24 protein-coding genes and 4 tRNA genes are annotated in these 26820 nt (G+C 45.8%); 3 read left to right on the forward strand and 25 right to left on the reverse strand.

Annotation, left to right across the window (positions count from 1 at the left end; genetic code table 11):
* Position 1 precedes the first annotated feature (1 nt).
* The 5 genes from HFD99_RS05270 to HFD99_RS05290 form a co-directional block, all read right to left on the reverse strand.
* On the reverse strand, positions 2-472 hold the full coding sequence (locus HFD99_RS05270) for a hypothetical protein (RefSeq protein ID WP_167440818.1): 471 nt from the start codon (positions 470-472) through the stop codon (positions 2-4).
* A 61-nt stretch (positions 473-533) separates the two neighbouring features.
* Positions 534-1040: a type 1 glutamine amidotransferase domain-containing protein gene (locus tag HFD99_RS05275; RefSeq protein ID WP_031462070.1), complete on the reverse strand. Its 507-nt coding sequence runs from the start codon at positions 1038-1040 to the stop codon at positions 534-536.
* A 229-nt stretch (positions 1041-1269) separates the two neighbouring features.
* Complete coding sequence (locus HFD99_RS05280) at positions 1270-1494, reverse strand: hypothetical protein (RefSeq protein WP_167440711.1); 225 nt, start codon at positions 1492-1494, stop codon at positions 1270-1272.
* A gap of 69 nt (positions 1495-1563) precedes the next feature.
* Positions 1564-2010, reverse strand: a complete 447-nt coding sequence (gene dtd, locus HFD99_RS05285; protein WP_013372633.1) for a D-aminoacyl-tRNA deacylase — start codon at positions 2008-2010, stop codon at positions 1564-1566.
* 137 nt (positions 2011-2147) lie between these two features.
* Positions 2148-4325, reverse strand: coding sequence for a RelA/SpoT family protein (locus HFD99_RS05290; RefSeq protein WP_016819128.1), 2178 nt, complete (start codon positions 4323-4325; stop codon positions 2148-2150).
* Positions 4326-4594: 269 nt separating this feature from the next.
* On the opposite strand from HFD99_RS05290, the gene uraA reads away from it, so the two are divergent.
* Positions 4595-5905 (forward strand): uracil permease, encoded by a 1311-nt coding sequence (gene uraA / locus HFD99_RS05295; RefSeq protein WP_017427785.1) that lies wholly within the window; start codon positions 4595-4597, stop codon positions 5903-5905.
* 146 nt (positions 5906-6051) lie between these two features.
* Here uraA and HFD99_RS05300 read toward each other — a convergent pair whose 3' ends face one another.
* The 7 genes from HFD99_RS05300 to HFD99_RS05330 all read right to left on the reverse strand — a co-directional run bounded on the left by HFD99_RS05300 (position 6052) and on the right by HFD99_RS05330 (position 14949).
* The gene (locus HFD99_RS05300; protein WP_167440819.1) at positions 6052-8100 is read right to left on the reverse strand and encodes a methyl-accepting chemotaxis protein; all 2049 of its coding nucleotides are present in this window, start codon (positions 8098-8100) and stop codon (positions 6052-6054) included.
* A gap of 235 nt (positions 8101-8335) precedes the next feature.
* A complete protein-coding gene (locus HFD99_RS05305) occupies positions 8336-8848 on the reverse strand; it encodes an adenine phosphoribosyltransferase (protein ID WP_013372637.1) in 513 nt (170 codons plus the stop codon).
* 65 nt (positions 8849-8913) lie between these two features.
* Complete coding sequence (recJ, locus tag HFD99_RS05310) at positions 8914-11310, reverse strand: single-stranded-DNA-specific exonuclease RecJ (protein WP_167440820.1); 2397 nt, start codon at positions 11308-11310, stop codon at positions 8914-8916.
* Positions 11311-11343: 33 nt separating this feature from the next.
* Positions 11344-12300, reverse strand: coding sequence for a cation diffusion facilitator family transporter (locus tag HFD99_RS05315; RefSeq protein ID WP_167440821.1), 957 nt, complete (start codon positions 12298-12300; stop codon positions 11344-11346).
* Positions 12301-12440: 140 nt separating this feature from the next.
* Positions 12441-13355 (reverse strand): protein translocase subunit SecF, encoded by a 915-nt coding sequence (secF, locus tag HFD99_RS05320; protein ID WP_016819133.1) that lies wholly within the window; start codon positions 13353-13355, stop codon positions 12441-12443.
* On the reverse strand, positions 13345-14601 hold the full coding sequence (gene secD, locus HFD99_RS05325) for a protein translocase subunit SecD (protein ID WP_016819134.1): 1257 nt from the start codon (positions 14599-14601) through the stop codon (positions 13345-13347). Before secD ends, secF begins: the two co-directional genes overlap by 11 nt.
* 90 nt (positions 14602-14691) lie before the next feature.
* A complete protein-coding gene (locus tag HFD99_RS05330) occupies positions 14692-14949 on the reverse strand; it encodes a post-transcriptional regulator (protein ID WP_013372642.1) in 258 nt (85 codons plus the stop codon).
* A gap of 308 nt (positions 14950-15257) precedes the next feature.
* On the opposite strand from HFD99_RS05330, the gene spoVB reads away from it, so the two are divergent.
* Complete coding sequence (gene spoVB / locus HFD99_RS05335) at positions 15258-16829, forward strand: stage V sporulation protein B (RefSeq protein ID WP_016819135.1); 1572 nt, start codon at positions 15258-15260, stop codon at positions 16827-16829.
* Between the two features lie 6 nt (positions 16830-16835).
* On the opposite strand, the gene HFD99_RS05340 is transcribed toward spoVB, so the two are convergent.
* Positions 16836-17612, reverse strand: a complete 777-nt coding sequence (locus tag HFD99_RS05340; protein WP_016819136.1) for a YetF domain-containing protein — start codon at positions 17610-17612, stop codon at positions 16836-16838.
* Between the two features lie 205 nt (positions 17613-17817).
* On the opposite strand from HFD99_RS05340, the gene HFD99_RS05345 reads away from it, so the two are divergent.
* Positions 17818-18207 (forward strand): TIGR04086 family membrane protein, encoded by a 390-nt coding sequence (locus HFD99_RS05345; RefSeq protein ID WP_016819137.1) that lies wholly within the window; start codon positions 17818-17820, stop codon positions 18205-18207.
* A 69-nt stretch (positions 18208-18276) separates the two neighbouring features.
* Here HFD99_RS05345 and yajC read toward each other — a convergent pair whose 3' ends face one another.
* From yajC to HFD99_RS05405, 12 genes are all read right to left on the reverse strand, one after another.
* Positions 18277-18612: a preprotein translocase subunit YajC gene (gene yajC / locus HFD99_RS05350; RefSeq protein WP_016819138.1), complete on the reverse strand. Its 336-nt coding sequence runs from the start codon at positions 18610-18612 to the stop codon at positions 18277-18279.
* A 35-nt stretch (positions 18613-18647) separates the two neighbouring features.
* Positions 18648-19787 (reverse strand): tRNA guanosine(34) transglycosylase Tgt, encoded by a 1140-nt coding sequence (gene tgt, locus HFD99_RS05355; protein WP_019688330.1) that lies wholly within the window; start codon positions 19785-19787, stop codon positions 18648-18650.
* Positions 19788-19807: 20 nt separating this feature from the next.
* Complete coding sequence (gene queA, locus HFD99_RS05360; protein ID WP_102999040.1) at positions 19808-20836, reverse strand: tRNA preQ1(34) S-adenosylmethionine ribosyltransferase-isomerase QueA; 1029 nt, start codon at positions 20834-20836, stop codon at positions 19808-19810.
* A 7-nt stretch (positions 20837-20843) separates the two neighbouring features.
* Entirely contained in the window at positions 20844-22937 is a 2094-nt protein-coding gene (locus HFD99_RS05365; protein ID WP_123797537.1) for a SpoIID/LytB domain-containing protein, read from the reverse strand.
* Positions 22938-23162: 225 nt separating this feature from the next.
* Positions 23163-24170 carry a Holliday junction branch migration DNA helicase RuvB gene (gene ruvB, locus HFD99_RS05370; RefSeq protein ID WP_016819142.1) on the reverse strand — a complete coding sequence of 336 codons (1008 nt, stop codon included), beginning with the start codon at positions 24168-24170 and terminating at the stop codon, positions 23163-23165.
* Between the two features lie 50 nt (positions 24171-24220).
* Positions 24221-24835, reverse strand: coding sequence for a Holliday junction branch migration protein RuvA (ruvA, locus tag HFD99_RS05375; RefSeq protein ID WP_031462078.1), 615 nt, complete (start codon positions 24833-24835; stop codon positions 24221-24223).
* On the reverse strand, positions 24832-25335 hold the full coding sequence (gene ruvC / locus HFD99_RS05380) for a crossover junction endodeoxyribonuclease RuvC (protein ID WP_016819144.1): 504 nt from the start codon (positions 25333-25335) through the stop codon (positions 24832-24834). The genes ruvA and ruvC overlap by 4 nt, the downstream gene beginning before the upstream one ends.
* A 230-nt stretch (positions 25336-25565) precedes the next feature.
* Complete coding sequence (locus HFD99_RS05385; RefSeq protein WP_031462079.1) at positions 25566-26267, reverse strand: BofC C-terminal domain-containing protein; 702 nt, start codon at positions 26265-26267, stop codon at positions 25566-25568.
* Between the two features lie 113 nt (positions 26268-26380).
* Positions 26381-26454: transfer RNA gene (locus HFD99_RS05390), tRNA-Pro, on the reverse strand.
* Positions 26455-26461: 7 nt separating this feature from the next.
* Positions 26462-26541, reverse strand: a tRNA-Leu gene (locus HFD99_RS05395).
* A gap of 12 nt (positions 26542-26553) precedes the next feature.
* A tRNA-Arg gene (locus HFD99_RS05400) sits at positions 26554-26630 on the reverse strand.
* A gap of 5 nt (positions 26631-26635) precedes the next feature.
* Positions 26636-26710, reverse strand: a tRNA-Gly gene (locus HFD99_RS05405).
* Positions 26711-26820 lie beyond the last annotated feature (110 nt).

Consider the following 26820-nt stretch of genomic DNA (forward strand, 5'->3'; position numbering starts at 1 on the left):
TTTAATCCAGCTGCGCCACATATGCACGATTGGAACGAAGCTTATAAATGATCTCATGATAATCGGCATCATTCACCTTGGCGGACAATACATACCGTAATTCATCATGATCACCGTTAATATACACATCTGTCGCACGGAGCAAACCTCCGTCATGATTCGTTGTTCCGCTCCGATCCTCATTCAGATCCCTTTGAGCTGCACCAGAGTTAACCTCGTCATTCTTTGCATCGGGTAGAATATTCTCGCCATAAGCCCCTGCGGCTGGAATCGCCGCACCCGCAGAACCTCCTGTGCTCACAGAGCCAGTATTGTTATAAGGGACCAACGGAATTAAAACCCTCGTCTCCCGACCGAGCGTCTCATCCAGAGCACCTACTTCCAAATGTTCAGTTCTATAAGCCTGAAGCGAAGCTCTGGCGCCCTCAGCTTCATCTTCTGTGCGAAAATAAGCCTGAATCTGTTTAGCCATATCAAATCCTCCTCGTTTGGGAATTGTACTGGCATAAATCTAGGAAGCATTCACGGTTAAATTACAATGCCTTTAACAACTCACGCACAAAAGCGGGCTCATCCTTAGGAGTCCGAGACGTAATAAAGTTACCGTCCACCACCACCTCTTGATCCTCAAAATGAGCACCCGCATTAATCAAGTCATCTTTCAATGGAGGGTAAGCTGTAATCGTCCGGCCTTGTAACAAATCGGCACTCGCCAAAATTTGCGGCCCGTGACAGATAGCTCCGATCGTTTTTTTGGACTCATTTATTTCAGTTACAAACTTCAGAACATTTGCATCCAAACGCAGATTTTCCGGTGATGATCCACCAGGAATAACAACTGCATCATAGTCACTTGATTTCACATCGGCAATGGCTTTTTCAATAGTGTAGCTAACTTTGCCTTGCTTACCGTTCACTTTTTCACCTTGCTTCAGCCCAATAATATCTGCCTCATGTCCAGCCTTTTTCAGTTCATCATAAGGGACCTTCATTTCGGAATCCTCAAATTGGTCAGCCAACAAAAATGCAATTTTACTCATTATCGTTCAGATCTCCTTTCCGGTTATCCTTAAAGCGAGCTTAAAGTTAGGTTTGTTTGTTTACCACGCTTTGTTATTACCCGCTTGATCTGTGTTTATAACAATTCCAAGCAGTGAAAAAGAAAAAGGAGCCCGTTGGCTCCTCCCTGATGTACTGCTACATAATTATTTTCGATCTCTTTATACCCGCTTGAGACAATACGTCGTTAATGCTGCATTTACAAATGGCTTACCTACGCGGTAGGACACCGCGTCCTGGCTTGTCCACAGCTGTAGCAACATGCTGTAATAACGCATCAGTATTACGAGTAAGGTTGATTGCCTCCCGCATACTACCAGGATAAAGTAGCACCGCGCTTTGATATCCGTCCATTTTTGGGGTCTGACGCATAGCTTCGTCTCTCCTGTCACCCTTAAGGCTTTCCAGATGGCTGCTTACCAACCGGGATGACATTATGGTTCCTCTAAACGGCTATTTTATTCTCTTCTACTCATGTTCTCAGATCATACCAAGAATGGATACCTACGAACGTTCGCTATCCAAAATCAACGTCACTGGACCCCAGTTGGTCAAGGAAACATCCATCATAGCTCCAAAAATCCCCGTCTCGACCTCCAGGCCCTTGGCTCGAAGCTGACTGTTAAAGAAATCATACAGCTTCTCCGCTTCCTCAGGTTTGGCCGCTCCCATAAAGTTGGGCCTTCTTCCTTTACGGCAGTCACCATACAACGTAAATTGCGAGACAGACAAAATGGCCCCCCCGACATCCAGAACACTGTCGTTCATTTTGCCTTCAGCATCTTCAAATATACGCAATCCCGCTGTTTTATCCGCCAAATAAACGGCATCGGCTGCCGTATCTCCCTGACCAATACCAACCAACAGCATTAATCCAGTTCCGATTTTACCGACCACCTTTTGATTCACCGTTACCTGAGCGTCTTTACAGCGCTGAATAATGATCTTCATTGCCTATCCGCTGCTCCTTTACTCTTCCCCTTACAAGGTGCTTACAGTAGTACCACGGCTCTTTCAGCCACCTATGAGTCTTTGTACCCAAGATGTATTACAAAGGCTATATAAACCTGCGTGTATGCTTAACAAGTTTATTGCATAATCCGATGCACGGTGTATACATCCTTCACCCGTTTGATCCGTTCGACAACAGAATGCAAATGATCCGTGTTACGAATAAGAATTGTAATGTGAATCATTGCCATTTTATTTTTATCTGTACGTCCTGTCACGGCCGAGAAGCTAGTTTTATTCTCAGAAATGGCCTGGAGCACCTCGTTCAATAAACCATTGCGGTCATGCCCTGTAATCTCAATATCGACACTATAATTGACCTCGGCTGCTTCTTCCCACTCCACTTCAATCACACGCGCCTGATCTTCGCCCACCCCCGAAGGAATATTCGGGCAATCGGTACGGTGAACAGATACGCCGCGCCCGCGTGTTACGTAGCCGATGATGTCATCACCCGGTACGGGATTACAACATCGTGCAAAGCGAACGAGCAAATTGTCGACGCCTCTGACGCTGACACCGTTGGTCGGTGTTTTTTTCCGATCACCTTGGGGTTTGTACTCCTTAACCTCGGTCGTCAGCTCAATTAGACGTGCCTCTTCTTGTTCCTTGCGCAGCTTCTCTGTCAAACGTGTACAAACCTGCGCTGCGGTTATACCGCCAAAGCCAATCGCAGACAGCATATCTTCAGAATCATTAAAAGAGAACTTTTGTGCCACATCCTGAAGTTTGTCCTCGCTCATCCACACGGATGGCTCAATATCACGCTTCCTTAGCTCACGTTCCAGACTTTCGCGGCCTTTTTCTACATTTTCCTCACGCTTTTCTTTCTTGAACCATTGCTTGATTTTACTGCGCGCGTGAGAGGACTGAGCAATTTTAAGCCAGTCCTGACTAGGTCCATAGGAGTGCTTGGACGTCATAATTTCCACGATATCGCCAGTTTTCAGACGATAATCCAAAGGAACAATTCTTCCATTTACCTTAGAGCCAATCGTTCGATTGCCAACTTCGGTATGGATACGGAAAGCAAAGTCCAGCGGAACCGATCCAGCCGGTAACTCAATGACTTCTCCCTTAGGAGTAAAGACAAACACAAGGTCTGAGAAAAAGTCCATTTTGAGTGATTCCACAAATTCCGAAGCATCCTTCGCCTCGTTTTGCAGCTCCAGAATTTCTCGGAAAAAGGTGATTTTGTCCTCAAAGTTTGTGTTATTTGCCCCGTTGTTTTCTTTATAGGCCCAATGGGCGGCAATCCCGAATTCAGCGGTGCGATGCATATCCACTGTGCGAATTTGTACTTCTGTAGGCTCTCCGTTGGGACCTACTACGGTCGTATGGAGGGACTGATACATATTAGCCTTAGGCATGGCAATATAATCCTTAAACCGCCCCGGCATCGGTTTCCACAACGTATGGATAATCCCCAATGTGGCATAACAGTCTTTAATGTTATCCACAATAATTCGAATCGCAAGCAAATCGTATATTTCATTGAATTGCTTGTTTTTCGTCGTCATCTTTTTAAACACACTGTAAATATGTTTAGGGCGTCCAGACAAATCAGCCTGAATCCCCATCTCTTCCAGCTTCTCTCTGATACGCTGTATGACATTATCAATAAATTGCTCGCGCTCTGCCCGCTTCTTATGCATCAAATTAGCGATGCGATAATACTGCTGAGGATTCAGATAGCGCAAAGCAATGTCTTCCATTTCCCATTTAATCGCTGAAATACCCAATCGGTTTGCAACCGGACAGAAAATTTCCAACGTTTCATAAGCGATTCGACGCTGACTTTCTTCCGATTGATATTTCAGGGTACGCATGTTGTGCAGACGATCTGCCAACTTAATGACGATGACACGAATGTCCTGCGCCATGGCAATAAACATTTTTCGATAATTTTCGTTCTGCTGTTCTTCCTTGGATCGGAACTGGATACGCTCCAGCTTCGTCAGACCATCGACAAGCATCGCACATGTATCGCCAAAATGCTCGCGAATCTGCGCCAAAGACACCGTCGTATCCTCCACAACGTCATGTAAAAGAGCGGCGATAATGGAGATGGTATCCATCTGCATATTAACGACGATATCAGCAACCGCAAGCGGATGCAGAATATAAGGTTCACCGGACTTACGAGTCTGGCCGGAATGGGCCTGCTCGGCAAAATCATAGGCGTCCCTGATGCGGATAAGATCTGCTTCTCTGGTATAGGCCCCGGCCTTTTTAAGTAATTGCTCTATCCCCATTCTGCTCTATTCCGTGTCCTTTCTATGCAAAATGGAACCCGCCGATCAATGTCGCGCAAAGGTTCCCTTTTAAAAGTGATTTCCTACAATTATGACGCTTAGCACGCCACACGTCAACTATTACAGGTTTGGCACTGTCGCATTATTTTGTCACACATGGTTAAGTAAAATCAGGATTGTTGACGAAATGAAACGAATTATATTGAAAAAATTACGAAAAGTAATTAATGTATATAAGAATAATTGAAAGAACTAAGGAGTGAACTGCGTTGCAACGCGAAATTCAAGTTAATGAAAAGCTTCCAGCAGGACCTGGGATCCTGCTCAGCGTACAGCATTTGTTTGCCATGTTTGGCAGCACCGTGCTGGTGCCCAATATTTTTGGCGTCGATCCCGGCATGATTTTGCTCATGAACGGTATCGGAACATTGTTGTACATATGGATCTGCCGTGGCAAAATCCCTGCCTATCTCGGCTCCAGCTTCGCTTTTATCGCTCCTGTCAGTCTTGTGCTTAAAAGTAACCCTGGCAGCAATGGCTATGCAATGGCCCTGGGTGCTTTCATCGTTACAGGTATTATTTTCTGTCTCGTTGCACTGGTAATCAAATACGCCGGGACACGTTGGCTAGACATCGTTTTTCCACCGGCTGTCATGGGATCAATCGTAGCCTTGATTGGTCTGGAACTGGTTCCGGTTGCTGCAGGCATGGCAGGCATTATTAATGCCGATCCTACTAAAGCCTGGACGCCAGATCCCAAAACGATCACCCTTTCCCTCGTTACGCTCGGTGTTACTGTTCTGGGTGCGGTGTTGTTTCGCGGATTTGCCAAAATCATTCATATTCTAATCGGTATCGTGGTGGGCTATGTGCTTGCTTATTTCATGGGTATGGTCAATACGCAGGCTATTGCGGACGCTCCTTTGTTCGCTCATCCCGCAATTACCACTCCAACCTTTAATGCTTCGGCTATGCTGACGATTCTTCCGGTTGCTCTGGTCGTCATCGTAGAGCATATTGGTCACTTGCTAGTGACGAGCAACATCGTCGGACGTGAGTTGTCCAAAGATCCTGGTCTCCACCGCTCTTTGCTGGGTAACGGGATTTCTACCATCATTTCCGGTTTTGTTGGTTCTACACCTAATACGACTTATGGTGAAAATATCGGTGTTATGGCATTAACTAAAGTGTACTCTGTATGGGTTATTGGCGGAGCGGCTATTATTGCCATTCTGTTGTCCTTCTCGGGTACGTTCTCAGCGATTGTTTCTAATATTCCATCTCCAGTTATGGGTGGCGTATCCTTGCTCTTATTCGGTGTGATCGCTGCCTCTGGTCTTAGAATCTTCGTCGAGCAAAAAGTTGATTTCGCCAAGCCAACCAACATGCTGCTCGCTACCATCGTGCTTGTTGTCGGAATCAGCGGTACTACGCTCACTTGGGGTGCTGTCACCTTGAAAGGTATGGCCCTGGCGACTATCATCGGTATTATCCTGAGTTTGTTCTTCAAGCTGGTTGATGTGCTCGGCTGGTCGAATGATAAAACGCAGGAACCTTTAACTGAAAAAACACCAGATTAATATCTACTTTTCAATTTTAAAACGCCGCTCCATGTTAGTTATGGATGAACACGCTCAGGCTGTATAGACAAGCGTGTAAGTATCCTTCTTACATGGAACGGCGTCTTTTTATGCACGGCTTTTTTATTTATTTTTAAAATAAGATATCACACACGAAAACGGGATACGACCTGATTAAGCGTATCGGAAACACCTGTAAGCGACTTGGCAGAGCTATCCAGACCTTTCAGGTCCTTTAGCTGCCGTTCGGATCGTTCCGAGACTTGGCCTGTACGTTCAGCTGAAGCTTTCGCAATGTCTGCAAGATAACCAATCGAGGCTGCAACTTCCTCTGAGCCTGCCGACATTTCTTCAGAGGCAGATGAGACCTCCTGCACTTCTATCGCCACCTGCTGAATATCTTGATTCATCGCCATAAAACGTTCTTCCACCTCACGTAAAATAGATACGCCTTCATCCATCTCCAGAGCCCCCTGCTGCATTCCTTCCAAAGCGAATTTGGTTTCTTCCTGCATGGATCGGATTCGACTTGTAATTTGCTCCGCAGACTCGCTTACATTTACGGCCAGCTTTCCGATTTCTGAAGCCACTACAGCAAACCCTCGTCCATACTCCCCAGCACGTGCGGCTTCAATGGAAGCATTCAGCGACAGCAGCTTGGTTTGCCCACTAATATCCTGAATCATTCCAATAATGCTGCCAATTTGAGCGGACCGCTCATTTAACGAGCTTACTACCCTGCCTGCCTCATCCATAGACATTTTCGCTTTATGCATTCCTTGGCTGACCACGTTCAACCGTTCATTTCCTTGTTGTGCTTTATGTTCAATCTCAGTGGTAGCCTCGGATACATGCTGTATAGATTCAGCAATACGCTGTATGCCAACAGCCATTTCTTCCATTGCAGTCGCACTTTCTGCTGCTGCGGTCAACTGAAGCTCTGCCCCTTCCTTTACCTGCGCCAGTTCTCCTGCATTATGGTGCGCATCTTTAGTCGCTCCGGAAATCTCCTGAGATATTTTTAAAGATACACCTGAGATTACACCTGACTCTTCGCTCAAGCGTGATGCCATTCCTCTGGTTGCAACAATCACCTTATTGATCCCATCAGCCATTTGGCCAAATTCATCTTTACGATGATGTGGTAATTCAACGGTATAATCACCAAGTGCCATACGATTGGTCATCTGCCTAATTTTTTTAATCTCTTTGATCATGCCTGAATTGTTAATCAATACCGCTCCTATAATTAGTAAAATACCTATAACACTAACAATCAGCAGAAGTTTAAGCATTTCATTCGCAGAGCGATTCAAATCCGATTCTGGCAGTAATACACCGATTTTCCATCCGGTTTGTGGGAGTGTTTCGTACATTATCCGGTAATCCTCATTATCAATGGGTACGGATAGTTGTCCAGACATACCACTTTGAATAGATTGTGCTGCTTCCGCATTCATCGTGTTTTTTAACGGCTCGCCTGCTTTTAAGGACTGAAGACCGGATGACAGAATGGCTCCATTCTTATCCACTAAGGTCGCACTACCTTGAGTACCAAACTTCATTTTTTCAATATACGTCTGGATACTCGTCATGTTTAGGTCGCCTGTAATGACACCTAATAGTTTCCCCTCCCTGTCGTAAAATGCTTTCCCTGCCGTAATCATATTGATGTTCAGCTTGCTATCGTAAAAAGGCTCTGTGAAATTTATGTCTTTACCACGTTCCACGGCTTCTGTATACCAAGGCTGCGTTAAATAGTCATATTGCGGATCGTCATATTCAGTCGATTGCTTGACTAGCTCGCCATCTCTATGCACATATATTGAACGGTATGTCACTCCTGGTTCATACGCATCTTTAGCAAAATAAATCCCTAACCCGTAAGTCATATCATTTAATGTCAGCTCTTGTTCAAAGAGTCGTCCATAGCTCTCAATGTTCATTTCTGTTCCCAGTTGTTCCGCACTCTTAGTCAGCATCGAAACAAGTAAAGCATGACGATCTACGTTAGCTGCAATATCTGCTTGAGCCCTCGACAAGGAATGAGCAGCATTTTGGCTTATTTCCGTATCCAGCTTCTGTTTGGCAAAAAAATAAGACAAAAAACTGATTAAAATCAGCGTTATAAGTACTAACGGAACCAAGGTAGAAAGTGTCCGTGCTTGTAAACTCTTAAATTGAAATATACCCAATGTATATCCACCTCTGTTTCTTTTTACACTTTTATCGACATTTATTTTATTTTTTTATAACTATTTTCCAATAAACCCCGTGGTAATTTGTTACAATAAGATAATTCAATTTAATTACAATCAAAAAATAGTCCGATGGAGCAACTCTTTAGATAAAGAGATGTTTCATCGGACTATTTAGGCAATCCATGTATAAATATTTCCCGGGAAACCCCAGTTTCGAAATACTTGATACTTAATACTTAATTAGGGTGAATACGTCTACATCAGGCAGCTTTGCCCGTCCGTTGAGATCAGACAGCTCGATAAGGAAAGCAGCCCCTGCCACATTGCCCCCAAGTTGGCGTACCAAGTTAACGGACGTAGCGATGGTTCCACCTGTAGCAAGCAGATCATCAGCAATCAGAACATTTTGCCCCGGCTCAATCGCATCCTTATGCATAGCCAGAGTATCCTTACCATATTCCAAACCGTATGCTTCCTCAATGGTTTCTCCAGGCAGCTTGCCACTTTTACGGATGGGAATAAAACCAACACCAAGCGCATAAGCCAGAGGTGCACCAACAACGAATCCACGTGCTTCCGGACCTGCAATCAAATCAATTTTTAAATCAGATACCAGTTCCTTCATATCGTTGATCGCCTTGCGATACAGTTCACCATTTTTCATTAGGGTCGTAATGTCCTTAAAACTAATCCCTGGTTGTGGAAAATCGGAAATTACCCGAATATATTCTTTGTAGTCCAACTTAGTTCCTCCTACTGTAAACTTCTAATTAGTATATACATTTTACAAAACTGCAAGGTAATATCTCAAGACGCACCTTTCATAAGCGACATGATCCAGCTCGTCATCTGGGTGGTGTCCGCATCCAGTAAATACCGCTCCATCTCAGCCATATTATACAATTCCTGATAGCGCGGAGAAGCAGTCAAATCCCGCTTGGGCGGATTGGATACAAAACGAAATTGACCATCTGTACGAGTCAAAAATTCAAGATCCTCGAAGATGTCCAATACCTTGGATAACATGCGCACTGAACACGAGCACTGCCTGCTAAGAGCAGGTAGCATTGCTTTTTCATCAATTAGCTGTGTTCCCATTCGAGAAAGCACAATGTAAATACGCTTAAACAGCTCCCTATCGGGGCTCACGAGCCGGCCGCCACGCTCACTGATCGAATGAAGAAGAAATACGTTCTCTACATTCTCAAAGGTAGACCATAATGCATGAAACTGCTCGGGTGTATCTGGCGGCTCCAGTACGAACAGCGACTTCACAGAGTGCTGTGTATCTTTTTGACCATCACTAGGAGTAACGCTGCCATCTTTATCGTATAACCATAAGGATCCAGCGCCCACGGAACTCGATGGACGAAGTCGGGATGACGGATGGATCAACACCGCAACATCATTCTTTCTTTCCTCTAAGCTTGGATGGAAGATCCTCAGCCCTCGCTCCAGTTCGGCAAGTGGGTCCGATACTCCACGATAATCAAAAATTTGCGGAGCCTGCACACGAATATCCTGCATCATCAGCTGAAGTGAACGTTTACCGTTCCACTCGTTAATTGATAACTCGCCCAACAGATCTATGTCCGTTTGCTGCTGTAAAAAATCAGCCAAATCGCCACGTCGGAAGGCAATCGCATCCAACGATAAACCGTTCTGCTCCAGCAATAGCTTCACATGGTTTTTCTCACGTCCCATTTTACGAGCCTCGCGCAATTGAAGCCCCTGTAATATGAATCGTGGAGAAGGATTTCCCATCCCAAAAGGCTGAAGTAATTCCAGTTCTTCAACCACTTGTAAAGACACCTCATCCAGACGACAGACCATATCAGCCTCAGCTATAGGGATAAAATCCTCCGGTGTCAAAATGGAACCTGCATAGCAGTTAAGCCGTTCTTCGAATAATTCCAGATTGTCACGGGACAGCGTCATCCCCGCTGCCGAAGGATGTCCACCAAAATGCTCCATGAGCTCATGGCAATCTGTAAGAGCACTGTATATATCCAATGCAGGAATAGAACGAGCAGAGCCTTTGCACATGCCTGTCTCCGCATCTATGCCTAGAATAATGGTCGGACGATAATACCGATCCAATAGCTTGGATGCCACAATTCCGACGACACCAACATTCCAACCCTCACCAGCCAAAACAATCACAGATGGAAGCTTGCCTCCATTTAGTTTGGACGCTAATTGCTGCTCGGCTTGCTCCACAATGTGTTCGACCACTTGTTGACGCTCACGATTGAGCAGATCCAGCGCATGCGCAAGCTGGTCTGCTTCCTCCTCTTTTTCTGTCGTCAGCAGGGAAACTGCTCGTCCCGCATGATCCAGACGCCCGCTCGCATTAATCCGCGGTGCCAATGCAAATGCGATGTTGACCGAAGTCACTGTGGATATCTCCACACCCGCTACATGAAGCAACGCCCGAATCCCTGGGAATGCAGTGTTTCTCATAGATTGAATCCCTCTACGTACTATCGTCCGATTCTCACCATGTAGTGGCATCAAATCAGCTACCGTACCAATAGCGGCGATTTCAAACCATTCCTCGGGTACTTCACTCAACAGCGCCTGAGCCAGCTTCAGGGCAACACCAACGCCTGCAAGGCCTTTAAACGGGTAGGGACAATCCGGTAGCTTCGGATTGATCAAAGTATAAGCCTCGGGAAGCACAGCAGGCGGCTCATGATGGTCAGTCACAATCACATCGATTCCTAAGGAAGTCGCATAAGCAATTTGCTCTACTGCACTAATTCCCGTATCCACTGTAATGACCAGCGTCACTCCCTGCTGATGTGCCCAATCCAGAGCATGGTTATGCAGACCATATCCCTCATTAGAACGATGGGGAATGTAAATATCATAAGATGCCTTCAGAAAACGCATAAGCTGAATCATCAATGATGTACTGGATACACCGTCCGCATCATAATCGCCATAGATTAATATATGCTCGCCGCGCTCCAGAGCCTGGCGAATTCTCGGCACGGCCTCTTTCATGCCAAGAAGCAGAAATGGGTCGTGTACATCGTCCACACTTCCGTACAAAAAGCGGTTTGCTTCCCCGGCCGTAGTGACGCCCCGGTTCACTAAAAGCCGGGACAACAATGGTGAAATCCCCAGTTCTTCTGTTAACGGTTGAGCCGCTTCCAGGTTAACCTCCGGGGTCTTCCATCTGTACTGCGAATGAAGCAATCCTATTCACCTTTCTTTCATAGTCGGCCTGCCTTATTGAAGCAAGGACGACGCATCATTATCTGGCAGTTCATAGTTGGATTTATAAGGATACCCGGCTTGGTAAGAAATGAACTGCATTTGTACATGAGATACCTGTGGAAAACGGGCTAACAGTAAATTTTTGGCTCGATCAGCAATTTCCTGCGCCTCCTGCACCGTAATCCGCGGGTTAACACTTATCGTCACATCCACTGTTATGAAATGACCCGTTTCCTGAGCATGTAAGTGTTCAACCGTTACAATACCATATACCCGTTGAATCGTCTCCATAAAGCGCTGGGAGTCTTCCTCCTGCAAGGGCTGTGCAGGCACCTGGTAAGCGGTATTCATTACCATTAGATATCCTTTACGCAGCACCAGACAGGCTACCAGCAAAGCTGCAGTTGGATCAAGATATAATAATGCAGGCCATTCCATTGCCTCGCCAGTCATTGCACCGATCATGCCGATCAATGCAATCAGCGATGCATATAGCGAGTACCGTTCATGGTTAGCGTACCGAACCGCTTCCGCTTTATGGCCGTGTTTAATCGAGTAGCGATATTGAAACTGAAACAACGCTTCTCTCAACACCAAAGCAATAAACACGGTAATTAATGCGTACAAACCGGGAGCTTGCGGTTCCGAACTGCTTAATGAACGAATAGCAGAAATAGCTAGTTGAAGTCCGCTCATCAGCACTAAAATAGCCAGCACCACAGATATAACCGTCCGAACTTTTTCACCGTTCCGCAACCGCGCCAGCATTCCGTGATCTGCACCACCCTTGGAAAACAGCATCTCCTGCAAACGGGAAGCACTATCCGCAGCCGTGTGCAGTGCATCCCCCATCAACGCCTTGCTGTTTGCTGCATAACCGACGGTTCCCTTTAGAACAGCCAGCGCGAGATTACCTACAATTCCGCTCAACGCCGCAGTTTCTAATGATCGGCTGCGTTCGCTATTCACAACGTTTCCCCCTCAATCCTGAACTAACCATTTCCCGATAAAGCTCCAATCCAATATAACCGAATTCTTAAAACCTTAGAAAACCGCGCCCAAGCAGACGCGGCTTTCTCTTTAATTTATACTACTGGTATTTGCGTAACTTAAGACTTTGCAGTTTTGGCTGCTCCACCAGTTGTTGGCGTCTTTTGTTTTCCCTTCAAAGCTACCCACAGTGGGCTGGCAATGAAGATGGAAGAGTAAGCACCGAACAGCAAACCGATAACCATCGCAAGCGAGAACATCCGAATGGACTCGCCGCCAAAAATGAATAGGCAGACGGAGGCAATAAACACTGTAAACACAGTTGCGAGTGAACGTGTCATTGTCTGTGCAATACTGTGATCGACGACTTGCTCCAAGTCGGTTCTGGACTTTTTCTTTGCAAATCGCAGATTTTCCCGAATACGGTCAAAAATAACGACGGTGTCATTAATGGAGAAACCGACAATCGTCAGAATAGCCGTAATAAAGGTCAAATCCACCTCAAGCCGGAAAATCGAGAATATACTAATGACGAGAAACGCATCATGCAGCAGCGAAACAATCGCAGCAACCGCAAAACGCCATTCAAACCGGATCGAAATGTAGATAGCAATAGCCACAGAGGCCAGCAAAATCGCCCAGATTGCATTTCGCTCCAGCTCTTGCGCCATTTCCGTATCCACCGTATTGACCTCAAATGATGCTTTCGGATCAAGCTCTTTGTTAAAAGAGGTTTTGAATTCATTCACTTGCTGATCCGTCAATACCTGTGAAAAACGAATGCCGAAACGCTCTTTACCTGGTGTATAATCCACCTCTTTGCCGATCCCGTTCTTGTTCAGCAAAGCTTGAATCTGTTCTTGTGTAACTGTCTTAGTCAAATTAACATCCACGTTGGAACCGGAACGGAAATCAACCCCGTAATTCAAACCAAATATCGATAAGCTCAAAATACCAAGCAATGTGATAATAATCGAGAACGTGTAAAACCACTTGCTCATCTTGACATATTTATAGTCCCAATTAAAGCGCACTGATATCACTCTCCTTCACACCAAAATACTTGGCCTTCTTCACAGCATCTGCTTTAACCAGCAGATTGAGCAAGAAGCGCGAGAAGAAGATATTTGTCAAAATACTCACGACAATATCAACGATGAGCACGAGAGCGAATCCTCGAACGGAGCCTGTACCCAGACCAAACATGACGGCTGCCGCTATAATTGTCGTAATATTGGCATCCATAACAGTACGGAACGATGCCTTACTGCCTGCAATGACAGAAGAACGAATCGTTTTGCCTGACTTGATTTCTTCTTTAATCCGTTCATACGTAATGATATTGGCATCCACCGCCATCCCGATCCCGAGCACGAAGGCTGCGATACCCGGAAGTGTGAGCACGAAACCGCCCAAATAAAAAATCGCAAGCACCAGCCAGGTATGAACGATGAGACAGAAGCTAGCTATCAGTCCCGGTACACGGAACATTGCAATCATAAAGATCAGAATGATGACCGAGCCGATCAAACCAGCACGGATCGTCTGATCCAGTGACAGCTGACCCAGTGTAGCCCCTACACTCTGAGAATATTTTTCCGTCAGTTTAAGCGGAAGAGCACCCAGGTTGATCGTATCTGCTAGCTTGTTCGCCTCATCACGTGTGTAGCTACCTGTAATCGAAGCACTGCCATCCGTCAATTCACTACGGACTGTAGGTGCAGACAGTAATTCATCATCCAGGAAAATAGCCAACTCTTTATTCATAAGTCGCTTTGTGATTTCTGCAAATTTAGCTTTGTCTTTTACTTTGATACTAATCTCAGGCTTGTTCAGCTGATCATAGCCTACCACAGCACCATTCTCCACAAAATCATTACCGCGGAGCTCAATTTTGCTGTATTGACCCGGCTTTTTAGCATCTGCTGCCGTTGCACTACGGAATGTTAACTCTGCGGGTTTTTTTAGCATGGAGCGGACTTCCGCCTCATTAGAGACACCAGCAAGCCGCACGCGAATACGATTGCTCCCCTCAGTTGTTACTTCCGGCTCAGTCGTACCAAGCGCATTAATACGTCTCTCCAAGCTTTGTGCTGTTTGTATCAGAGACTGGCTGGTTACACGCTGCCCGGCTTCCAAAGGCTGGGCTTCATATAAAATTTCAAAGCCTCCCTTTAAATCGAGGCCTAGTTTTAAACTTTTTAGTAGGCCCGGGCTTGTCCCGACCATAACACCAGTAGTTATGAGCACGACCACGATGAAACTTAGAATTCTTTTCATTCCGTCCCATGTTCCCCTTTCATTCTCAATATTCCTATTATAGCTACCCCTCAAAAAGCAGTCAATTTGAACGCAAAAAAAGACCCCCTTCTATTCGAAAGTGGAGCCCCGTAATGCGGACATCGTCAAATAGTTCATAAAGCTCGTCGCTTTAAGGGAAAGTATATCGTTAACGAGCTTGTGCAGCGGAGGAATACCCTCCTTTTCATATTTATGGCTGACGCAATTCCACACGTCCTTACTGGTGACATGTTCATAACCTACAAGGATCAGCTCGTCTGCCTTACTTTGACAGAGTATCTCAATTGCGTCATCCCAATCCTGCTCATCCAGCTCTTCCATACCCACGATGGCCGTTCCTCCTCCCAGCGACTATCGGTTCCGCAGATCAGCAATTAGCGGGGTTATTGACTGCTTTATAGAACATTTCTGTCCTGATCTTGGAAAACCCTTCTTTTCATCGAAAAATAGCCGTAAATCAACAATATATGCATTCATTTCGCTCGTCAATAGCAGAATTCACCACTCTCCCTCTTGTAGTCTGGATCACCTTGTTTCTAAGCTGAAAAGCTTGTCATGAACATGGACAGGTTCAGCATATCTTCTAAAGAAACACATAGACGCAGAATTTCATTTTGGGGAAGAGGGAGTTGCGATTGAAAAAGCAGACATTCATTCATGGAGCAATTATTTTATTGGCAGCGGGAATCATCAATCGGCTACTGGGTTTTATTCCCCGAATCGCACTCCCGCGTATCATCGGCCCCGAAGGAGTCGGCTTGTACCAGCAGGGGTATCCCTTTTTTATTGTACTAGTGACTCTTATTACCGGCGGCATCCCTCTTGCGGTAGCCAAGCTTGTAGCTGAAGCTGAGACGGCGGGGCAACCCGAAATGTCGCGGCGTATTTTGCACACTAGCTTGCGCTTCACCATTACACTCAGCCTGATCGCCATGGCAATCTGTCTTGTGTTTGCACCTTGGATCACAAGCCATCTCCTGACCGACAGCCGTGTGTATTATACATTCGTGAGTATGAGCCCAATGATTGTCATTGTTGCTGTTTCCTCAGCTTATAGGGGCTATTTTCAAGGAAAACAAAATATGATCCCTTCCGCAAGCTCCTCCATTGCGGAAACCGTCATGCGCATTTTTTGCGTCATTTGGTTTGCTTACTTGTTACTTCCCCATGGGGTAGCCTACGCTGCTGCGGGTGCCATGCTTGGTGCTTTGGCGGGTGAATTCATTGGCATGGTTGTGCTGCTGTGGCAATACGCCTGGAACCAGCGAAAAGATCACATTCTTCAACCGAAGGCGCCTTTACCTTCAGAAGTTCATACCGAGCAATCATCCGTTTTGTCACGTCTTATGTCGATTTCCGTTCCCGTTACTGCTGGAAGGCTTGTCGGTTCCTTATCTTATTTGCTCGAATCTATCTTATGCATGCGTAGCCTCGCCGTAGCAGGCATTGCAACTGGCGTGGCAACTGCACAATATGGAGCCATGCAAGGCATGGTTATTCCTGTGTTATTACTACCTGGAGCCCTTACCAGTTCGCTGGCTGTTTCACTCGTGCCTTCGTTATCCGAAGCAGCAGCAAAAGGGCATATTACCGCCATTCACAAACGTTTGCATCAATCGCTTCGTCTTGCTTTAGTCGCAGGAGCGCCATTTGCCGTAATTATGTATGTATTAGCAGAGCCGCTGTGTCTGCTGCTCTACAATAATGGCGATATTGCGGGCATGCTTAAACTCATGGCGCCCTTTGCACTTTTTATGTACATTCAGGCCCCGCTTCAGGCAGCACTTCAGGCGTTAGACCGTCCTGGAAGCGCCTTATTGAACACCTTTGTCGGAGCCATTATCAAAATTGGGCTGATTGTATGGCTTGCTTCCCAGCCTCAGTACGGTATCTACGGAGCTGTCATCGCCATCTGTATTAACAGTGCTATCGTTACCCTCCTACATGGCTTCAGTGTCAGCAGACTGCTTCGCTTTCGTGTACGTTTACTTGACTTCTGGAAAACCGGGATAGGCATGATCATTATGGCGGCAGCGGTATTATATACCTACAGACATTTAACGATTTTCGATCAAATGTGGCTCCAGTTTATTTTTGCCGCAGGCTTGGGAATTATTCTGTACCTTTTCCTGATGACCTTGATCAAAATGATCGACTGGGACAACCTCACACGCATTCCAATCCTGAGAAGATGGTTTAAAGCATAAAAAAAGCTAATCTGAAGATTCTCCATAGACCGGTGGTGTAATATATACATCCCCTCTATGGTTGACCGAACATAAGAAAACATCCTTAAAATCTTTGTGTCCCTTCGCTTGAATCTGATTTTTAAGCCAAAAACGGTTCATATCCATCCGTTCCAAATTTCGATCCAGCACCTTGCCATCCATAATTAATGGAATCGGCAGTCCCTCATATCTAAACTTTCCACCGATTTGTGGAGAAGGGTGGACTCTATTTTCCTGGTGCTCTTTGCTTATCAAATCATTCTCGCTTTGTTCCTGCTTTATTTTTTCGCGTTTAGCGCCATCGTAAATATCCTTGCTAATCACCGTGAGTTTACCTGTTGTTTCCAGAATGACATATTCAACCTCGTCCAAACTTTCTATATTTTGTTCACGAAGTTGTAACAGCAAGTCATCTAAGTTATAACGCTGCTTCGCCATTTCGTCCTTGTTTAGTTGTCCATTGGAGAACAATACACTGGGCCTACCATCAAATAGTAAGCGCAGACGCCGACTTTTCAGACTGAAATAGGAAATCCCGATTTGCAAAATTAACAGCACTCCTAAAGGAATCAACCCTTCATAAAGTGGACGTTTTATATCCTCCAGGCTGAACACAGCAATTTCCGCAATCATAATGGATATGACGAGATCGAAAACAGACAGTTTTCCGATCTCCCTTTTACCCATCAAGCGCATCACCAGATATACAATAAAATACATGAGCAGCGTCCGAAAAATATGAGCAAAAATATCGTGACTCAATAGTTCGCCTCCTCTCCTGTACTTGCGACAAGACATTAGCCGTTCATTGTACACGTATTCTGACCGTTCCTCACTTGGCTCATACAAAAAACAAAAGGCTAAATTATTGAAATAAAGAGAAAGACTGCTTACGACTTGGTACTAACCCGGGAAGCTTGGCCATAGAATGATAATAGTTCAAACCTTGGTACAGGAGGAATTATCCATGGAGCTCATTCGCCGCTGGTGTTCGTTTCGTCTGGCCCATCCCATTTTATCCGGCTTATTTTATGCCTTTGCATGGATGCTGTTTGGCGCATTGATTCTTTCAATACTCTTGTGGATGACACAGATGCAAGAACAGGATTTATCATTGTATACGTACATCGTCCACGCATTCGCCATGCTATCTGGCGGCTTCGTCGCCGGTAAAAGATCCACGAACAAAGGCTGGTATCAAGGCGGTATTACAGGCATTCTGTATGGACTAATCGTTCTTCTAGTCGGTTTTTTGGCATTGGATGCAGGCATGAACGGTAAAGACCTAATGCACTTAGGAATCGCGTTTGTCATAGGAGCAGGTGGCGGGATGTTTGGCATTAACTTCAGCAAGTAAGTCGACATGTATGCAACACAAAAAAACCGAGCCTCCTCTAAGGCTCGGTTTTTGCATTACAATCGCATATTACGATTTAGAAACAACTTCCTCAGTTGCAGTGTCTTTTGCAATCGCATTACTAATTGCACTGCGGTCAAAGGTCAGCTTTGTCACATCATTCACACGCAAAACAACCACATCGTCCGTAATCTCCACAATTGTACCGTGAAGACCTCCGATTGTAATTACTTTATCTCCCTTTTTCAAAGCTTGAAGCATCGATTGACGCTGCTTTTGTTTTTTCTGATTCGGACGAATCAGCAAGAAATAGAAGATTACAAACATCAGAGCCAGTGGCCAGATCATTTGAAAAAGTCCGCCAGCTCCACCAGGTGCAGCCGCAGCTGTAGCAAAATGAAACACATTAAATCCCCCTTTCGTATACTCTCCCCTAAAACTTAAAAGCCTTTATCATTATCATGAAGACCGTACTGCTCAAAAAATTCATCGCGGAAATCAAGCAGCCTGTCATCCATAATCGCTTGTCTGACATTACGCATCAATTGTATTAAGAAATGCAAGTTATGATACGTTGTCAGTCGGAGCCCGAAGGTTTCATCTGCTTTAATTAAATGTCGCAAGTAAGCACGTGAATAATTGCGACAAGTGTAGCAATCACAAGCCGGATCAAGCGGGCCAAAATCGCTTGCATAATTCGCATTCCGAACGACAAGACGTCCTTGACTTGTCATCGTTGTCCCATTGCGAGCAATTCGGGTTGGAAGTACACAGTCGAACATATCCACACCACGAATGGAGCCTTCAATCAAAGCATCCGGCGAACCTACGCCCATCAGATAACGTGGTTTGTTGGTAGGAAGCAGAGGAACCGTATAATCGAGCACTTCATACATCAAATGCTTAGGTTCACCTACACTCAGTCCACCAATAGCATACCCCGGGAAATCCATGGAAGTCAAATCTGCCGCACTTTGCTTACGCAGATCTTCATGCATGCCTCCTTGTACAATGGCGAACAGACCTTGATCATGAGGACGCGCATGTGCCTCCAAACAACGCTCAGCCCAACGGCTGGTACGTTCCAGTGACTTTTTCACGTATTCATACTCAGCCGGAAACGGTGGACATTCATCGAAGGCCATCATAATATCCGAGCCAAGTGAGTTTTGGACTTCCATCGCCACTTCCGGAGAAAGAAACTTCTTATCTCCATTTAAATGAGAGCGAAAATGAACACCTTCCTCTGAAATTTTACGCATTTCACTTAAGGAAAACACTTGGAATCCGCCGCTGTCTGTTAAAATAGGACGATCCCAATTCATAAACTTGTGCAGTCCGCCCGCTTCACGGACAATATCATGACCAGGACGAAGAAACAGATGGTACGTATTACTCAAAATAATTTGAGCATCCATCGCTTTCAGTTCCTCAGGGCTCATCGTTTTAACAGTTGCTTGAGTTCCCACAGGCATAAAGGTTGGAGTCTCAATAACTCCGTGGGGGGTGTGTACACGCCCCAGACGTGCTCCTGATTGCTTGCAGGTCTTAATATGTTCGTATCTTATTGCTGGTGCCATATTTTCTCTACCATCCTTAATTAATATATGAACATAGCGTCCCCGAAGCTAAAGAACCGATATTTTTGGTCAATCGCCTCCTGGTAAGCATGCATAATATTCTCTCTGCCAGCTAGTGCGCTGACCAGCATAACCAAGGTGGACTTAGGCAAATGGAAATTCGTAATCATTGCATCCACCACACGGAATTCATAGCCTGGATAAATAAAAATCTGTGTCCAGCCACTGCTGGCCTGTAGCACACCATCTACGAAGTTATTGCCCACCGTCTCCAGCGTTCGGCAACTGGTTGTTCCCACTGCCACGACTCTCCCACCGCGTGCCTTGGTTGCATTGAGTATATCTGCCGTTTCCTGTGACAATGAATAGTATTCTTCATGCATAACATGTTCCTCAATCGTATCCACCGACATCGGTCTGAACGTCCCTAAACCGACATGAAGTGTGATAAAGGCAACCGTAACGCCCTTCTCTTTAATTTGGTCCAGTAATTCTTCTGTAAAATGTAACCCTGCCGTTGGTGCCGCAGCAGAACCTTCGTGCCGAGCATAAACGGTTTGATACCGCTCACGATCATCCAGCTGTTCCTTGATATACGGAGGAAGCGGCATCTGCCCCAAGCGATCCAGAATCTCCTGAAAAATACCATCATATGAAAATGAAAGTACCCTTCCGCCCATATCTCCTTCTTCCTCAATAACCGCCTTCAGCTCATCACCGAAAACAATAACAGCTCCCTTTTTCAGCTTTTTGCCGGGTTTCACCAATGCTTCCCATCGGTCTCCCTCCAGTTGTTTAAGCAGCAGAACCTCGGCCTTAGCCCCAGTGTCTTGCTTGATGCCAAACAAACGTGCAGGAATTACTCTGGTATCATTCAGAACCAGCGTATCCCCTGGCTGAAGATACTGCACAATATCCGAAAATGTATGATGTCCCACTTCGCCGTTGTTTTTGTTTAACGTCAGTAATCTAGAAGCGGTCCGCTCAAGCAAAGGCGTCTGTGCAATTAATGTTTCAGGTAGTTCAAAATCGTAGTCGTTTACGTTCATATATTGGTCAGTCCTTAACTATATCCACATTTTTGTAATAGTGTTGCAAAATTTTCTTGTAATCATACCCCTGCTCTGCCAAACCGTTGGCCCCCCATTGTGATAAGCCCAAGCCATGACCATTCCCTTTACCTGTAAAAATAAAGCTTTGCGTTTTGTCGATGACTCGTGCATGGCGATCTTCATTCATGACGACCACCCCGTTACCACTTGAAGTGCTGGTGCCAGATGCAGACAGAATTTGGGTGCCTTGTGTGCCGCTTATATGAGTAGTAGCTCCATCAGCGCCTAATACAGTATAACTGCCGGTACTCGCAATATCAAACAGTGTGCTCGGCAGTCCCCCCATCGCTGAGCGATACATGTCCGGATATTTCACTTTTAAAGGGGTGCCATCTGCTTCAACCTCCAATACTCGCCCTGACGGACCTCGTTTGGTGACATCAAGGTGATTAATAGAGGATGGTACCGTGCCAGTTATTTTTCCTTGCAAGGACTTAGCAATTTGAGCTGCTGTAAAGGGGCCTCTAACCCATGCATAGTCTCCGGATTGAGGCACCTTTTCCAAAACAATCATCTCTTCGCCCGGCTGCGCCTTTGCTACGGGTGTAACCGTTGATTGGATTTGGGGAATAGGACGCACATTTGTATTTTCCGCAGTGACGGTGATTTTGTCTAACCCTGCTTCTGTAACTCCCTCCAGCTCCTTAGCATTATCCTCGCGAATATAGCCTGTCTTGCCACTGGAGAGAAGTACGTGATACCACTCTTGTGCTCCTTTTTGTGCCGAAGTATCTCCCGAGCTGTCCACGCTCGCAAACGCTTCACCACCACTATTCCACACCTCGGAAGCATCTGCTGTCACACCGCCCGCATTAGAAGAGAATACAGCTTCGACCACTTTGCCGCCACTCTTAATAACTTCACCAGCTGTTGCATCTACAGCCTCGTTGACATTCGCATGTTCTGAGCTCTTACCGTTGTAAGCTTGGCTTAGGGTGCCATCTACCACATTGCCGATCTGAAACCGATTGCCTTGGGCAAGCGCATAACTGCGAGCAGCTACCGCTTGAGCCTTGAGCGCTTCATCTGGCCATGAAGAATAGACCTCTGCTCCTACTACGGAATACAAATACTGCTCCAAAGGGACTTCATTTACAAGCGCCAGCTGTCCTGACGTCATGCCAATCTCCATGTCGCCGCGATATGTACGCTGTGATCTTTCGACCACTTGGATTCCATTATTACCGCCGTTGACAATTACCTTGCTGTTATTAGAGCCACTTAGCATGTAATGAGACATCGTCTGTGAGCCTGTCGTTACTCCTGCTTCCTGTCTTAGAATCAGACCAGTTTGAGTAGTATTCACTTTGGAAAGGGTGAGTCTGGGCTGCTTGCTCTCCAGTTCTGTTTTCAAGGCCGACAGCTTGCTGTCATTACTTTCTTCTCCAACCCATACAGCGTACTGGCCTCTTGATTGAATTACTGTAAAAGCATCAAAGCCTGCGGCAGCAATAGTCGTGCGAACAAGATTAGCCTCCTGCTCGGTTCCGTAGCTTCCCGTCGACCAATGTTTGTTTCCCTTAACTTCGGCCTGTGCTCCGGTTGCTAAGGAAATCCGCTGCACAGCAGCCTGTGCCGACTGTTCACTAGCATATAATCCTGCATACACTTGATAGACAGAGCTACCGTTTTTTGAACCGATAAAAACAGTAGGTTTATCATTAGTCTTTTGCAGAGCTTGAGCCGCTTTTATCGCAGTCGCTTCTTTTCCTTCAAATACCTTCACTCGATAGCTGTCTACACTAAAACGAGCCGTACTGTCCGGCAGTCCCATCCAAGCCTGAAAGCTTCCCCCACTGTTCTGGCCGACACTCAGGCTTCCTGATGATTTCAAAGTTACAGCGGGGACTGTCGCTTTATATTTACTACCTAGATCCGCAAAGATCACTACACGAATATCTTCTTGGGCGGCAGCAGCGTGAACGCCCGAAGACCAAGGTATGCAAGCTGTAGCTAATACCATAATAACTGCTGCTCGTTTGAAGCCGCCTGTCCACGCTCCGAAAGTTTTTTTTCGGTTCAATGTTTCTCCACTCATTTCTAGCTCCCCCAATTCTAGCTGACTAGCACTTTTATTACATGATTTATCGGATCTCGACCTGCGTATTTCCCTTTAAATACATCGGCGGAATAAACCAAATTTTGAACCCGCTCGAATCGGACTTACACACTTCTTACCTCAATTTATCTGTCTATCCATTTCATATCGCCATACTTACGAATAGCATTCAATGATTTTTAAAAGTGCACCATGGTTTTCTAGTCACCGTGGGTCTGTTGGCATTGGAATTCCAAGGTGAGCATATGCCGCCGGAGTCACCGTTCGTCCCCGAGGTGTTCTTTGTAAAAGACCAATTTGTAACAAATAAGGCTCATACACATCCTCAATCGTCTGGCTCTCTTCGCCAATGGTCGCAGCAATGGTGTCCAATCCTACAGGTCCGCCCCGGAATGAATGAATCATAGCCTTAAGCATTTTATGATCAATTTCATCCAGCCCGAGTGGATCTATTTGAAGTCTCCTTAGTGCCTCAGCAGCCAACTCTGAATGAATAATACCGTCTCCGGCCACTTGGGCAAAATCACGTACCCTTTTTAACAGTCGGTTGGCAATCCGCGGTGTTCCCCGTGAACGCAATGCAATTTCCTCCGCCGCGTCCCCGACAATCTCAATTTCCATAATATCCGCATTCCTAGACACGATGTAAGCCAGCTCGTCTGTCGTATAAAACTCTAACCGACTAATAACGCCAAACCGGTCACGTAATGGCGCAGAGAGCAACCCAGCGCGTGTAGTAGCACCTATAAGAGTAAAGGGAGGCAAATCCAAACGCACCGAACGTGCACTCGGACCTTTGCCAATCATAATGTCCAACGCAAAATCTTCCATCGCCGGATACATCACTTCTTCCACTGTACGATGAAGGCGATGAATTTCATCAATGAACAAAACATCCCCCTCTTGCAGGTTGGTTAGCAATGCTGCTAGATCTCCCGGTCTTTCAATTGCAGGGCCTGAAGTCGTACGTAAATTAACCCCCAACTCATTGGCGATAATGTTAGCGAGCGTGGTTTTACCCAATCCAGGCGGTCCGTACAATAATACATGATCCAATGCTTCTTTACGCATCTTGGCTGCTTCAATATATACTTTCAGATTTTCCTTAACCTGATTTTGCCCGATATATTCATTTAGATAACGGGGGCGAAGGCTTAACTCCGCCGTCTGGTCTTCCATCATCAAATTGGCGGAAATAATCCGGTCATCCATATTCCATCGCTCCTCTTTTTACCAGAATCCTATCCACGGACATCAGCGTCCTATCCGGCAAACAACAGTTGCAAAGCCCGTTTCATCAAAATATCCGCTGAATCATCAGGTTTCGCATCTTTCTTCATTTTGCTCCATACCTTATCTAGCTCAGCATCCGTGTAACCGAGCGCCTTAAGCGCTTCACGCGCCTCACTCCAATACGAACCTTGACCTTCTTCTACAACAGGCTCCGCAAACAATCCGGTAGCCATTCCCAACGCCCCAATACCGTCCAGCTTGTCTTTCAAATCTAGAATCATACGTTGTGCCGTCTTTTTACCAATTCCCGGTAATTTGGTGAGAAATGTGATATTCTCCTGATAAATCGCCGTCACCACATGAGCAGGCGTACCGCCTCCCAAAATCCCAAGTGCCACACGCGGTCCAATACCAGATACATCGATCAGTTTACGGAATAATTGCTGCTCCTCACGGGTTGCAAACCCAAACAGTAAAATTGCATCTTCCCTTACATGATGATGAGTGTAAATAACCACCGGTCCTTCCGTTTTGGCGAACGCGTAAGGATTGGGACAAAATACCCGATACCCTACACCCTGCACATCCAAAACGACATATTCATTTTCCAAGTGAGCTACAGAACCACGCAAGAAATCTATCATTTTCGTAATACCTCATTTAATTTTGAATTTAGTCCATAGGAATGCGCATGACAAATAGCCACTGCCAAAGCATCCGCTACATCATCCGGTTTGGGCACAGCCTGGAGCTTTAGAAACATTCTAACCATCTCCTGTACCTGCTTCTTCTCCGCCTTGCCATACCCTACAATAGCCTGCTTTACCTGCATCGGCGTGTATTCCCCTATAGGCAAATTACGTTGTTTGGCAGCTAATACCAGCACTCCACGTGCCTGACTTACGGACATAGCCGTTGTAACGTTGCGATTAAAAAAGAGCTTCTCCAATGCTACCGCATCCGGCTTATACTTATCAATTAATTGCAACATGCCTTCATATACATGAAGCAGCCTGTCTTCTTCGGGGGTGTGTGCCTCCGTCTGGATGCAGCCATACTGCACAGGAACCACTTTACTACCAACCTTGTCTACAAATCCGAAGCCCACAATGGCAATACCCGGATCAATTCCTAGAAAACGCAAAAAAATCTCTCCCCTATCGCTCAAACATGACGTAACTAACCAACAGCCAGCACTATCGTCAATATACATGACCAAATCCCATATAAAGCGAACATATGTGTCGTTCTTTTCATTATAACAAAACTTTGTATCTAATAGAGGAAAAAGTTTAACCATGAGTGAAAACATAAAAAGAGACGCTACAAACCTCACCTCGTGGGCAAAGCCTAACGTCTCCGTACTTGGTGTAATCAATAATGCTGCTTTAATACCCTCTGTGTTCGCTCCACTGCAAAATCACTAAAAGTGGAGATTACACTGTTATACTCATTTATATCCTGTACACGGATTCCCTGCTGAAGTTGTTTATATACCCCTTCCGGCAAGGCCGTCTCCATGGACCCTATATCCAATTGAAAAAAGGTACGAATTACTTTTTCCTTTTTTGGCAGCCCTTCAAACAGTGTAAGCTGCCCATCAGTGCTTAAGCCCATATATGCGCGCTCTTTGCATGACTCCGACAAATCTTCCACTCTGCGCTCCAGCCACACTTCTCCTTTAGTATTAAGTCTTCCCTTCCAATCGGGATGTTGCTTCAGCAAATTTTCCAGCTGCTTTGAACTTAACGTTCCCAAGGAAGTGGTCTCCGTGCCACATACGTAGGTAGTTAACAAACGGGTCTTCCTGCTTATACCGGAAGCACGAATACTTTGCAATAGCTGCATCTGTGGGGAGCGGTCTTCGGTCGGGCTATATGATAACTCCTTCATTTCCACCTCTGCCATAACGGGAGTAGCCAGTGGTTGCGACAGCATAGCCTGCATATGATTCGAAAACAGAACGCCCAAACCTGTCAGTAAACAAGCCGCACTAAAAATAGTACATGCCCACACTGCTCTTCTCCACTGTTTCCAGCACCGTTTCATCTGTTTTTTCCAACTTAATCGCTTCACAGTAATCCCTTCCGTCCCACTTTTTGTGTTAGTGTGACCTGAAGATTACTGAATTATACAAAAGATAATAACATAAACAAAAAAGCCGCTGCTTCCAGCGACTTTCTTTTGAATCGGGATGACACGATTTGAACATGCGACCCCCTGGTCCCAAACCAGGTGCTCTACCAAGCTGAGCTACATCCCGAAATAGATGCCGGTGAGAGGACTCGAACCTCCACGGTTTCCCTCACGATTTTGAGTCGCGCGCGTCTGCCAATTCCGCCACACCGGCTTATGAAGTTAATGGCGCGCCCTGAGAGATTCGAACTCCCGGCCTTTTGATTCGTAGTCAAACGCTCTATCCAGCTGAGCTAAGGGCGCAAATATGGAGCGGACGACGGGAATCGAACCCGCGACCCTCGCCTTGGCAAGGCGATGCTCTACCGCTGAGCCACGTCCGCAATACAATTATATTCATGACGTATAAGTGCATGAATGGTGAGCCATGAAGGACTCGAACCTTCGACACCCTGATTAAAAGTCAGGTGCTCTACCAACTGAGCTAATGGCT

The organism is Paenibacillus sp. EKM301P (assembly GCF_011800295.1).
Classification (GTDB): domain Bacteria; phylum Bacillota; class Bacilli; order Paenibacillales; family Paenibacillaceae; genus Paenibacillus; species Paenibacillus polymyxa.

Excerpts from the sequence above, each read along its gene's own strand:
- HFD99_RS05270 (WP_167440818.1), bottom strand. The coding sequence starts at position 472 with ATGGCTAAACAGATTCAGGCTTATTTTCGCACAGAAGATGAAGCTGAG.
- HFD99_RS05275 (WP_031462070.1), bottom strand. The coding sequence starts at position 1,040 with ATGAGTAAAATTGCATTTTTGTTGGCTGACCAATTTGAGGATTCCGAA.
- HFD99_RS05280 (WP_167440711.1), bottom strand. The coding sequence starts at position 1,494 with ATGTCATCCCGGTTGGTAAGCAGCCATCTGGAAAGCCTTAAGGGTGAC.
- dtd (WP_013372633.1), bottom strand. The coding sequence starts at position 2,010 with ATGAAGATCATTATTCAGCGCTGTAAAGACGCTCAGGTAACGGTGAAT.
- HFD99_RS05290 (WP_016819128.1), bottom strand. The coding sequence starts at position 4,325 with ATGGGGATAGAGCAATTACTTAAAAAGGCCGGGGCCTATACCAGAGAA.
- secD (WP_016819134.1), bottom strand. The coding sequence starts at position 14,601 with ATGAAAAGAATTCTAAGTTTCATCGTGGTCGTGCTCATAACTACTGGT.
- HFD99_RS05345 (WP_016819137.1), top strand. The coding sequence starts at position 17,818 with ATGGAGCTCATTCGCCGCTGGTGTTCGTTTCGTCTGGCCCATCCCATT.
- tgt (WP_019688330.1), bottom strand. The coding sequence starts at position 19,787 with ATGGCACCAGCAATAAGATACGAACATATTAAGACCTGCAAGCAATCA.
- queA (WP_102999040.1), bottom strand. The coding sequence starts at position 20,836 with ATGAACGTAAACGACTACGATTTTGAACTACCTGAAACATTAATTGCA.
- HFD99_RS05365 (WP_123797537.1), bottom strand. The coding sequence starts at position 22,937 with ATGAGTGGAGAAACATTGAACCGAAAAAAAACTTTCGGAGCGTGGACA.
- ruvB (WP_016819142.1), bottom strand. The coding sequence starts at position 24,170 with ATGGATGACCGGATTATTTCCGCCAATTTGATGATGGAAGACCAGACG.
- ruvA (WP_031462078.1), bottom strand. The coding sequence starts at position 24,835 with ATGATAGATTTCTTGCGTGGTTCTGTAGCTCACTTGGAAAATGAATAT.